Raw genomic sequence first — 11,276 nt, forward strand, 5'->3', positions numbered from 1 at the left:
TGAGTTCTCGCGGAGAGCTATTTGTCACCGACAGCTGAGTTCTCACCGACGGCTCTCATTCCACCGAGAGCACATTTCCCGCCGAGAGCTGAGTTCTCACCGACGGCTCACGTGACACTAGGGCTCATTTCTCCCCCGAGGGCTGAGTTCTCACCGACAGCTCACATTCCACCGAGAGCTGAGTTCCCACCGACAGTTCACATACCACCGAGAGCTCAGTTCTCACCGACAGGGCACGTGTCACCGAGAGCTGAGCTCCTGGCGCTCACGTGCCCGTCGGGAACTCAGGTCGTCACCGGCCCACCGGGCGCGTCACGTCGCCACGACACACGAAAGGGAGGGCCCCGGGTCGGGGTCCTCCCTGGAGTGCCGGTGAGATCAGCCCTTGGCGATCTCGATCCGCTTCGGCTGCGCCGCCTCGGCCTTGGCGACCTCGACGCGGAGCACACCGTCGTTGAGCGTCGCGGTGACCTTCTCAGGGTCGATGTCGGCCGGCAGCGTCATCCGGTAGTCGAACTCACCGGTGCGACGCGTCTTGTGCCGCAGAACTCCGACGCGCTCACGCTCCTTGAGCTCGCCGTGGATGCTCAGGACGTTGTTCGTCAGCTCGACGGTGACATCGTCCCGCTTCACGCCGGGCAGGTCGGCCTCGAGGACGTACGCGGTGTCCGTCTCCTCGATGTCAACGGCCGGACGCCAGATACCCTGCGTCTGCATCCGCAGCGGCGCGAATGCGTTGCCGAAGATCTCGTTCATGCGGGCTTCCCAGTCCGCCAACGTACGGAACGGGTCGAATGTGGTCAGCTCCGCTGTGTTCCTGGTTCGAACAGGCAGTGCCACGATGCATTCCTCCCTTCCTCAACTCGTCGACATTCTTTCGTGAAGGCCGGGTCGGCGACCCGCCTTCTACTCATGTCAACGCACCACGTCTCGGGACTATTCCCGGCGGCCCCGTCTGCGCTGCTTTCCCGGCAGGTCGCCGAAAGGCCTTTCACCCACGTGAACGGGCGACGCGATCAGGCTATTCCCGCTGCATTCCTGCTGCTCCGTCTGCCACAGGACCCACAGCTCCTCCGGACCGTCCTCGGCGGCGGTGGGCCACGCGGTGCAGCGGTCGACCGCGTCCTACGGTGGGCGGCGCCCGACCGCCGCTCGGTCAGCCGTGGAGGTGGAGCACCAGCTCCTCCGGCCCGCCCTCGACGACCCGGACCGGTATGCCCCAGTCCTGGGTGGCCAGGTGGCAGGCGGGGAACTCGACGGCGGGGTCGGCGTCGCACGAGGCCGCCTTCGCGGTCACCGACAGCACGGTCTGCCCGTCGGCTGTGCCGGTGTCCCCGCCGAGCTCCCCGAGGCTGAGCGTGACCTGCCGCGCGAGCTCGGTCCCCGTGCCGCCTCCGGCGACGAGCGCCTCCTCCGGCCCGGCCGAGACGGAGAGCTGGGTCGAGGGGCCGAAGCGGTCGTCGAGCTTCTGCCCGGCGGGCGGTGTGAACACCACGCGGAGGGTGAAGTGGGGTGCCACCTCGGTGACGGGACGCCGAGTGCGGTGGGCACCGCCGTCGTGCCGGTCGGCAGTGTCGCCGGTCGGCAGCGGGACGCGGGTGAGCCGGTGCGCGGTGGACTCGACGACGACGAGGTGCGCGCCGTCGTCGTCCACGACCAGGCCGGAGGGCTCGGAGAGGCCGGTGGCGAGGGTACTCACCTCGCCGGCGGCGGGGTCGTAGAGGCGCACGGCGCCGTTGTAGGTGTCGGCCACCGCCACGCGGCCGTCGGGCAGTGCGACGACACCGAGCGGGTGCTGGAGGAGGGCCTCGGCGGCCGGGCCGTCGCGGTGCCCGAAGTCGAACAGCCCCTGCCCGACCGCGGTGTGTACCTGGCCCGCGGCCACGTCGACCCAGCGCAGCGCCGAGGTCTCGGCGTCGGCGAGCCAGACGCGCCCGTCCGGGCCGACGGAGAGGCCGGAGGGCTGGGCGAACCATGCCTGGCGCAGCTCGCCGTCGACCAGTCCCTCGTTCTTCGTCCCGGCGAGTCGCGCGACGTAGCCGGCCACCGGGTCGAAGGTCCACAGCGTGTGGTGCCCGGCCATGGCGACGACCACGGCATCCGCCTCGGCGGACCACGTGACGTCCCACGGGGAGGAGAGACGCAGCCGGTGGGCGGGGCCGTAGTCCTCGGTGGCGGGGGCCTCGCCGGGCAGCACGTTGTCCGGGGCGCCGACCATGAACTGCGCGCCGGTGCCGGCCACCGTCCTCACGGTGCCGGTGGCGAGGTGGACACCGCGCAGCAGGTGGTTGACGGTGTCGGCGACGACGACGTCGTACCCCACCCGCGCGGCGACGTCGTCCGGGAGGAGGCACAGGCCGTTCGGTTCGCTGAAGGTGGCGGCGTCGGCGGGACCGTCGGTACGCCCGCGCTCGCCGGTGCCGATGGTGCGCACGAGGGTCTCGCCGTCGGGAGCGAGCTCGACGAGGCGGTGGCTGCCGGCGTCGGCGAGGAGGAGGTTGCCGCCGGGCAGCCGGACGGCCTTGGCGGGGAAGCGCAGCACTCCGGCCGTCGGCTCGGGCGGGACGTAGGGGCCCTCGCCGCGGTGGAGCGTGCCCTTGGCCTCGTGCTCGGCGACGAGCCGGTCGATGGTGAGGGTCAGGTTGGGGGTGTGTCCCTCGCCGGCCATGTGGGCGACGATGTAGCCCTCGGGGTCGATGAGCACGAGGGTGGGCCAGGCGCGGGCGGTATAGGCCTTCCAGGTGACGAGGTCCGGGTCGTCGAGCACCGGGTGGGCCACGTCGTAGCGCTCGACGGCGGCGGCGAGTGCGGCCGGGTCGGCCTCGTGGACGAACTTGGGGGAGTGGACACCGATCGTCACGAGGACGTCGCGGTACTTCTCCTCCAGGGGCCGCAGCTCGTCGATGACGTGCAGGCAGTTGATGCAGCAGAAGGTCCAGAAGTCGAGGAGGACGATCTTGCCCCGCAGCTGGGCGAGGGACAGCTCGCGGCCGCCGGTGTTGAGCCACGACCGGCCGACGAGCTCGGAGGCGCGGACGCGGGGCTTGCGCGAAGCGGAGGACGTCATCGCCCCATTGTCACCGCTGCGGGCCCGGTCACCCGATCCGCGGGTGCCACGGGACGCGGGACCCCGCGACCGCACCGAGGTACCCGCGGGCAGCTGATGCCCGGTCAGCCGCCGGATGCGGTGTCGCGCTGGTCCGGGTGTCGGTGGCCGAGCTGGTAACCGAGAGCACCGGCGGCGAGCGCGGCGCCGAGCAACGCGGCGACGACACCCGCCACGCCGGCGGCGTCGAGGACGACGACGCCGGGGAAGGGGTCGCCGGCGATGAGCGGCGCGTAGGCCGTCCAGCCGAGCTCCACCGGCCGCACGAACGCGACCAGGGCTCCGGCGACGAAGATGACCAAACCTGACACCAGCAGGACCACGGGTCGCAGCATGGTCGCCACCCTGTCAGCCGGTCATGCCGTGTGTCGAGAGTGTGGGACAGGGCGTGAGCGCGTGACGAGAACTGCGCTGTGGGTGGGAACTGCGCTGTGGGTGGGAAGTGGGCTGTGGGTGGGAAGTGGGCTGTGGGTGGGAAGTGGGCTGTCGGCGGGAGGTGGTCGCTCACCAGCCCCGCTTCCCCCACCAGCAAGGTGGGGAGCTGGGGAGTTGTGGTGCAGGTCATGTAATCGTTACCATGGGAACGATTACAGAGACGCGGCTCACACTGAAGGGGCGAGACGGGCTCAGCGATGGCGACCATCAAGGACGTGGCGAAGGCCGCCGGGGTGTCCACGGCGTCGGTGTCGCGGGTGCTGTCCGGGCACCCGGCCACCTCCCCACAGATGCGCGAGCGGGTGCGGGCCGCCGCCGCCGCACTCAACTTCCGGCCCAACGCGATCGCGCGCTCGCTGCGCAGCACCGGCACCCGGACGGTCGGGCTCGTCGTCTCCGACCTCATGAACCCCTTCTTCACCGAGCTCGCCCGCGCGGTGGAGGACACCGCCCGGGCGGCGGGCTACTCGGTCATCGTGGGGAACGCCGACGAGCGCCTCGACCAGCAGGACCACTACATACGCAACCTCCTCGAGCGGCAGGTCGACGGGCTCATCGTCGTCCCCACCATCGAGACCTCCCCCCTGCTGCGGGAGGCCGCCGAACGCGACCTCCACGTCGTCCTGGTCGACCGGCCGGTGGCCGATGTCGAGCTGCCGACCGTGCTCGCCGATGCCGGCCCCGCGGTGCGGGAGCTCGTCGACCACCTCGTCACGACCGGCCGCCGCCGGCCCGCCGTCATCACCGGCCCGCGGGACGCCGGCACCGCTCGACTGCGCCTGGAGACCTTCCGGGCGGCGCTCGCCGAGCACGGCCTGGACCTGCCGGACAGCCGGGTGCTCGACGGCGAGTTCCGCAGCACCGGTGGCTACGCCGCGATGGCCCAGGCGATCGACGAGGAGCCGCCGGACGCCGTCTTCGTCGCGAACGGCTCGATGGGCCTGGGCGTGCTCCAGCTGCTCAGCACACATCCGGAGATCCGCGTGCCCGAGGACCTCGCCATCGCCGTCTTCGACGACTCGCCCTGGTTCGACCTCCTCACCCCGACCATCACCGCGATCGCCCAGCCCACCAGGGCGCTGGGGAAGCGGGCGATGCAGACGCTGCTCGCACGGATCGCCGGTGAGCCGCTGCCCCCGGCCGAGCCGCTGCCCTGCCGGCTCGTGCTCCGCGAGTCCACACTCCCCGGCGAGCCCACCCTCGCCGGGGAGTCCACGCACCCCAGCGAGCCCACACAGTCCAGGAGGAGGCCATGACCCCTGCGCCCACCGCGCGCGAGCTGCTCCGGGTCGAGCGCATCGTCAAGCGGTTCCCCGGCGTCGTCGCGCTCGACGGCGTCTCCTTCGACCTGCGCGAGGGCGAGGTCCACGTCCTCCTCGGCGAGAACGGTGCCGGCAAGTCCACCCTGATCAAGTGCCTCTCCGGGGTCTACCAGCCCGACGAGGGCCGCGTCCTCGTCGACGACCGCGAGGTCCGCATCACCACCGCCGCCCAGGCCGAGGAGCTCGGCATCGCCACCATCCACCAGGAGTTCAACCTCGTCCCCGAGCTCTCCGTGGCCGAGAACATCACCCTGGGTCGCCAGCCCCGCCGGTTCGGGGTCATCGACCGCCGCGAGATGCACCGCCGCGCCAAGGCGGCGCTCGACCGCATCGGCCTGGACGTCGACCTGCGCCGGCCGGTGGGAACCCTGGGCGTCGCCCGCCAGCAGCTCGTGGAGATCGCCAAGGCGCTGAGCCTGGACGCCCGCATCCTCATCCTCGACGAGCCGACCGCCGCGCTCACCGACGCCGAGACCGAGCACCTCCTCGGCCTCATGGCCGACCTCCGTGACCGCGGCGTGGGGATGATCTTCATCTCCCACCACCTCGACGAGATCCACGAGATCGGCGACCGCGTCACCGTACTGCGCGACGGGCGCTCCATCGACACCGTCCCGGCGAGCACCGACACCGACGAGCTCGTCCGGCTCATGGTGGGCCGCTCCATCGAGGCCCAGTTCCCCCGCCGCAGCACCCCGGTGGGTGAGGAGCTGCTGCGGGTGGAGGGCCTCACCGCCACCGGCCGGTTCGAGGACGTCACCCTCACCGTCCGTGCCGGGGAGGTGGTCGGCATCGCCGGCCTCGTCGGCGCCGGACGCACGGAGGTGCTGCGGGCGGTCTTCGGCGCCGACCCCTACGAGTCCGGCACGGTCACCCTCAAGGGCCGGCCGCTGCCCCGCGGTGACGTCCACGCCGCCATCGAGGCCGGGCTCGGGCTGGTCCCCGAGGACCGCAAGGTCCAGGGCCTGGTCCTGGGCGCCACCGTCGAGGACAACCTCGGGCTGGCGATCATGCGCCGCGAGACCCGCGGCGGGCTCGTCGACCGGGCAGCGCTGAGGCGCCAGGCGCGCCGGAGCGTCACCGACCTCGGCATCCGTACGCCGTCGACCCAGACGGTCGTGCGCAACCTCTCCGGCGGCAACCAGCAGAAGGTCGTCATGGGCAAGTGGCTCGCCGCCGACCCCTTCGTCCTGCTCCTCGACGAGCCCACCCGCGGCATCGACGTCGGGGCGAAGGTGGAGATCTACGAGCTCATCAACGCGCTCACCGACTCCGGGCACGGCGTGCTCATGGTCTCCTCCGAGCTTCCCGAGGTGCTCGGCATGTGCGACCGCATCCTCGTCATGGCCCAGGGCCGCATCGTCGGCGAGCTCACCCGCGAAGAAGCCAGCCAGGACGCCGTCATGGCGCTGGCCGTCAAGGAAGTGGAGTCCTCCCGTGTCCACTGAGTCCGTCACCACCCGCGCCGGTTACCGCACGCAGCTCACGACGCTCCTGGGCCAGAACGGCGCCTTCGTCGCGCTCCTCCTCCTCGGTGCCGTCATGGCGCTGCTCAGCCCCGTCTTCCTCAGCACCCAGAACCTGCTCAACATCGGAGTGCAGGCCGCGGTGGTGGCGATCCTCGCCTTCGGGCAGACCTTCGTCATCGTCTCCGCCGGCATCGACCTGTCGGTCGGCTCGGTCGCGGCGCTCTCCTCGATCGTCACCGCCTACATGGCCACGACGTCGGGGGTCGACCCCTTCCTCGCCATCCTCCTGGGCGTCCTCACCGGCGTGGCCTGCGGGTTCGTCTCCGGCATCCTCGTCGCCTACGGCCGGCTGCCCGCCTTCATCGCCACCCTGGCGATGCTCTCCATCGCCCGCGGCCTGGCCCTGGTCATCTCCGACGGCGTCCCGATCGGTCAGCCCGAGCAGGTCGCCTGGCTGGGCCGCACCATCGGGGGCTGGCTGCCCGTACCCGTGCTCGTCATGGTCGCACTCGGCCTGCTCGCCGGCTTCATCCTCAACCGCACCTACTCCGGCCGGGCGATGTACGCCATCGGTGGCAACGAGGAGGCCGCGCGCCTCTCCGGTATCAACGTCGACCGGCAGAAGCTCGTCATCTACTCCCTCGCCGGCCTCTACTCCGCGATCGCCGGCCTCGTCCTCGCCGGACGGCTCGCCTCCGGACAGCCCCAGGCTGCCGCCGGCTACGAGCTCGACGCGATCGCCGCCGTCGTCATCGGCGGGGCGAGTCTGGCCGGTGGCTCCGGACGGGCCTTCGGCACCTTCGTCGGCGCGCTCGTCCTCGCCGTCATCCGCAACGGCCTCAACCTCCTCAACGTCTCCTCCTTCTGGCAGCAGGTGGTCATCGGCGCGGTCATCGCGCTGGCCGTCCTCAGCGACACCCTGCGCCGACGGAGGAGCTGACCGTCATCCCGGTCCCTTCCGGACCACCCCCACAGGAAGGAAGTCCCATGAGAAAGCACAGCACGCGGCTCGCCGCGCTGGCGGCCGCCACCGCCCTGACGCTCGCCGCCTGCGGCAGCGGCAACGGGAACGACAACGGTGACGCCGACGACGGCGATGCGAACGGCGGCGGCTCGGACTACTCGATAGGGCTTGCCGTCTCCACCCTGAACAACCCGTTCTTCGTCGCCCTGCGCGACGGCGCCCAGGCCGCGGCCGACGAGGCCGGTGTCGAGCTCGTCGTCACCGACGCCCGCGACGACGCCACCCAGCAGGCCGACCAGGTCGCCAACTTCCAGACCCAGCAGCTCGACGCCGTCCTCATCAACCCGGTGGACTCCGACGCAGCAGGCCCGATCGTCTCCCCGCTCGTCTCGGCAGGCATCCCGGTCATCGCCGTCGACCGGGCCGTCGAGGGCGCCGAGGTCGACGCCTTCGTCGCCTCGGACAACGTCGAGGGCGGCCGGCTCGCCGCCCAGGCGCTCGCCGAGGCCATCGGGGAGGAGGGCCAGGTCGTCGTCCTCCAGGGCGTCGCCGGGACCTCCGCCTCCCGGGAGCGTGGGCAGGGCTTCGACGAGGGCATCGCCGAGTACCCGGGTATCGAGGTCGTGGCCAAGCAGCCCGCGGACTTCGACCGCACCCAGGGCCTGGACGTCGCCACCAACCTGCTCCAGGCCAACCCCGACGTCGTCGGCATCTTCGCCGAGAACGACGAGATGGCCCTGGGCGCCATCCAGGCCCTCGGTACCCGCGCCGGCAGCGAGGTCTTCGTCGTCGGCTTCGACGCCACCGACGACGGCCAGGCCGCGGTCGCCGACGGCACGATGTACGCCACCATCGCCCAGCAGCCCGAGGAGCTCGGCCGCGCAGCGGTCGAGGCCGCCGTCGCGCTCCTCGACGGCGAGACCGTCGAGGAGACCATCGCCGTCCCCGTCGTGGCGATGCGCCAGGACGACCTCTGACCGACCCGCTCCGGGAGCCGCCCCAGACCGGTGGCTCCCGGAGCCCCCGCCGGTGGCGCACCCGCCACTTCCGAGCACACCCCTGGAGACACCCATGCAGCAGCACCGCATCGCCGTCGTCGGCTCGGCCAACGCCGACCTCGTCCTCGACATCGACCACCGGCCGGCGCCGGGGGAGACCGTCCTCGGCTCCGACGTCGTCGTCACCCCCGGCGGGAAGGGTGCCAACCAGGCCGTCGCCGCCGGTCGGCTCGGCGGTGACGTCGCCTTCGTCGGCTGCGTCGGCGACGACGAGCACGGGCGGCTGCTGCGCGACTCGCTCACCGGTGCCGGCGTCGACGTCACCGCCCTGCGCACCGTCGACGCGCCCAGCGGCATGGCGGTGATCATGGTGACCCCGGACGGGGAGAACTCCATCGTCGTCGCCCCCGGAGCAAACCGGCACGTGACCCCCGAGCTCGTCGCCGAGCACCGCGCCGCCTGGGTGGACGCGGATGTCGTCGTCCTCCAGCTGGAGATCCCGCTCGAGACGGTCGCCGCCGTGGCGACCGGGACCCGCGGCCGGGTGGTGCTCAACACCGCACCGGCGGCCGCGCTGCCGCCCGAGGTGCTCGCCGTGGCCGACCCGCTCGTCGCCAACGAGTCCGAGGCGCACTACCTCCTCGGGGACGACGAGGGCGACGGCGTGGCCCTGGCCGAGCGGCTCGTCGGCCTCGGTCCGCGGTCGGTGGTCCTCACCCTCGGCAGCGCCGGCTCCGTCGTCGTCGAGCGCGACGACGCGGGTGGGCTGCGGTCGATGAGCGTGCCCGCCCACGAGGTCACCGCCGTCGACACGACCGGGGCCGGGGACTCCTTCGTCGGCGCGATGGCCGTCCGGCTCAGCGAGGGAGCGCCGCTCGTCGCCGCCGTCGAGCTGGCCACCGCCGTCGCCGCCGTCGCCGTCTCCCGACGCGGTGCACAGGAGTCCTTCCCCACCCTGGCCGAGGTCACGGAGCGGTCGGCGTGAAGCGCGGCGGCATCATCAACGCCCCGCTCGCCGGGCTGCTGGCCGGGCTCGGGCACACCGACACGGTGGTGGTCGGCGACTGCGGGCTGCCGCGGCCACCCGGCGTGCCGGTTGTCGACCTCGCCGTCACCCTCGGGGTGCCGCGCTTCGCCGATGTCGTCACCGCACTGGCGGCCGAGCTCGTCGTCGAGCGGGCGACCGTCGCCCGGGAGACCGCCGAGGCGAACCCCGCGGCGCTCAGCCTCCTCGAGGGGTTGTTCGGCGAGCCGCGCTGGGTCACCCACGCCGAGCTCAAGGCCGAGTCGGCCCGGGCGCGGCTCGTCGTCCGTACCGGGGAGGCCACCCCCTACGCCAACGTCGTCCTCACCTGCGGCGTGCCGTTCTGACCGCTCGCCGGTCCGCCGGCGACGCCTCGTGCCCGGGGGACCGGCGAGCGGTCAGCCGTGGACCGCCGGCACCACGTCGAAGCGCGAACCGGTGGGCGACAGCGGCGCCTCGGTCCCGCCCTGCGTCGGCCGCTCACCGGCGCCGGCCGCCTGACGCCGCGGGTCCAGGGCGTGCATGGCCAGGATGAGCGCGGCGGCGAGGAGGAAGAGCGCGGTCCCCAGGGCGAGGCTCTGCAGCCGGTTCCGGTCGTGGGCGGGTGCAGGGCTGTGGGGAGCGCGGGTGACGGCCATGGCGCCAGCCTGCACTCCGCCGCCCGGCACGCGCGTCGGCCGACCGGCTGAACCTTCCCCTGCCGGGTGCGACCCGGGTCGTAGGCCGGCGCCGCCGGGGTCCACCGGACGGGCTATCCCTAGGGCAGCCGCAGCCGGTCGGGAGAGTGGACGTGGAACCAGCGGAAGCCGTACCCGTCCAGGGCCAGCTCCACCGCGCCGTCGTCGTCCGCCGTGAGCGAGTCGTGGGTGAGCAGGCTCTCCAGGACCGCGCCCTGGGGGACCTGCGGCCGCAGCGGGACGGTGCGCGCGTCGCCGCACAGGTTGTGCACCGCGACGACGACGCGGTCGTGCCAGGCCACCCGGTGGGCGAGCACCTCCGCGTGCGGCTGGTCGAGCACGGTGAGGTCGCCGCGGCCCAGCTCGGGGTGGGAGCGGTAGATCTGGATGAGCCCGCGGACGAAGCTCCACAGCGAGTCGGGGTCGCGCTTCTGGTCCCAGACGTTGACGAACTGGGGGCCGTAGCCGTCGGGCACCGGCCGCGCGACGAGCCGCGACGGCGGGGCGGTGGAGAAGCCGCCGTTCTTCTCCGCCGACCACTGCATCGGGGTCCGCACCGCCATGCGGCCCTCCGCCTCCAGGTCCTCACCCATCCCGATCTCCTCGCCGTAGTACAGCGCGGGTGTGCCAGGTAGGGAGAAGAGCAGGGAGTAGACGAGGCGCACGCGGCGCGGGTCGCCGTCCATCATCGGCGGGACCCGGCGCTTGAGCCCACGGCCGTAGAGCTGCATCCGCTCCTGCGGACCGAAGGCGGCGAAGACCTCCTGGCGCTCCTCCTCGCTCAGCTTGTCCAGCGTGAGCTCGTCGTGGTTGCGCACGAAGGTGGCCCACTGGCAGTCCTCGGGGATCTGCGGCCGGGTGGTCAGCGCGTCGGTGAGCGGGCGGGCGTCCCCGCGGGCGAGGGACAGGTACATCCGCTGCATCGTGACGAAGTCGAACATCAGGTGCAGCTGGTGCCCGTCGCCGAAGTACCTCACCTGCTCCTCGCGGGGCACGTTGACCTCGCCGAGCATGACGGCGTCGCCGCGCCGCCGGGAGAGGAAGGCGCGGATGTCGCGCAGGTGCTCGTGCGGCTCGGCCATGGCGTCGGCGTCCTCGCCGGTCATGCCGACGTCCTCGAGGAAGAACGGGACGGCGTCGACCCGGAAGCCGTCGACGCCGAGCTCGAGCCAGAAACCGACGACCTTCATGATCTCGTCACGCACCGCGGGGTTGGCGACGTTGAGGTCGGGCTGGTGGGAGTAGAAGTGGTGGAGGTACCACTCCTCGGTGCGCTCGTCG

At 72.3% G+C, this 11,276-nt stretch carries 11 protein-coding genes; 6 read left to right on the plus strand and 5 right to left on the minus strand.

From position 1 onward, the window contains the following. Positions 1-378: 378 nt before the first annotated feature. The 3 genes from Q0195_RS05550 to Q0195_RS05560 all read right to left on the minus strand — a co-directional run bounded on the left by Q0195_RS05550 (position 379) and on the right by Q0195_RS05560 (position 3,441). A complete protein-coding gene (locus tag Q0195_RS05550) occupies positions 379-756 on the minus strand; it encodes an Hsp20/alpha crystallin family protein (protein WP_299275679.1) in 378 nt (125 codons plus the stop codon). Between the two features lie 400 nt (positions 757-1,156). After that, positions 1,157-3,067, minus strand: coding sequence for an NHL domain-containing thioredoxin family protein (locus tag Q0195_RS05555; protein ID WP_299275682.1), 1,911 nt, complete (start codon positions 3,065-3,067; stop codon positions 1,157-1,159). Positions 3,068-3,171: 104 nt separating this feature from the next. Then, on the minus strand, positions 3,172-3,441 hold the full coding sequence (locus tag Q0195_RS05560) for a hypothetical protein (RefSeq protein ID WP_299275684.1): 270 nt from the start codon (positions 3,439-3,441) through the stop codon (positions 3,172-3,174). Between the two features lie 297 nt (positions 3,442-3,738). Between Q0195_RS05560 and Q0195_RS05565 the strand changes: the two genes are divergently transcribed. From Q0195_RS05565 to rbsD, 6 genes are all read left to right on the plus strand, one after another. Beyond that, entirely contained in the window at positions 3,739-4,797 is a 1,059-nt protein-coding gene (locus tag Q0195_RS05565) for a LacI family DNA-binding transcriptional regulator (protein ID WP_299275687.1), read from the plus strand. After that, the gene (locus Q0195_RS05570) at positions 4,794-6,311 is read left to right on the plus strand and encodes a sugar ABC transporter ATP-binding protein (RefSeq protein WP_299275690.1); all 1,518 of its coding nucleotides are present in this window, start codon (positions 4,794-4,796) and stop codon (positions 6,309-6,311) included. Before Q0195_RS05565 ends, Q0195_RS05570 begins: the two co-directional genes overlap by 4 nt. Next, positions 6,301-7,272 carry an ABC transporter permease gene (locus Q0195_RS05575; RefSeq protein WP_299275691.1) on the plus strand — a complete coding sequence of 324 codons (972 nt, stop codon included), beginning with the start codon at positions 6,301-6,303 and terminating at the stop codon, positions 7,270-7,272. The genes Q0195_RS05570 and Q0195_RS05575 overlap by 11 nt, the downstream gene beginning before the upstream one ends. A 47-nt stretch (positions 7,273-7,319) precedes the next feature. Continuing rightward, positions 7,320-8,273 (plus strand): D-ribose ABC transporter substrate-binding protein, encoded by a 954-nt coding sequence (locus tag Q0195_RS05580; RefSeq protein ID WP_299275693.1) that lies wholly within the window; start codon positions 7,320-7,322, stop codon positions 8,271-8,273. A gap of 94 nt (positions 8,274-8,367) precedes the next feature. Continuing rightward, on the plus strand, positions 8,368-9,279 hold the full coding sequence (locus tag Q0195_RS05585) for a ribokinase (protein ID WP_299275696.1): 912 nt from the start codon (positions 8,368-8,370) through the stop codon (positions 9,277-9,279). Beyond that, positions 9,276-9,665 carry a D-ribose pyranase gene (gene rbsD / locus Q0195_RS05590; protein ID WP_299275698.1) on the plus strand — a complete coding sequence of 130 codons (390 nt, stop codon included), beginning with the start codon at positions 9,276-9,278 and terminating at the stop codon, positions 9,663-9,665. The genes Q0195_RS05585 and rbsD overlap by 4 nt, the downstream gene beginning before the upstream one ends. 51 nt (positions 9,666-9,716) lie before the next feature. Here rbsD and Q0195_RS05595 read toward each other — a convergent pair whose 3' ends face one another. Together Q0195_RS05595 and Q0195_RS05600 are read right to left on the minus strand one after the other, a co-directional pair. Next, entirely contained in the window at positions 9,717-9,956 is a 240-nt protein-coding gene (locus Q0195_RS05595) for a hypothetical protein (RefSeq protein WP_299275700.1), read from the minus strand. 119 nt (positions 9,957-10,075) lie between these two features. After that, positions 10,076-11,276, minus strand: a 1,201-nt coding sequence (locus tag Q0195_RS05600) for an alpha-amylase family glycosyl hydrolase (RefSeq protein WP_299275703.1), incomplete at its 5' end; no start/stop codon positions are given.

It is taken from the genome of uncultured Georgenia sp. (genome assembly GCF_937958535.1).
GTDB lineage: Bacteria > Actinomycetota > Actinomycetes > Actinomycetales > Actinomycetaceae > Oceanitalea.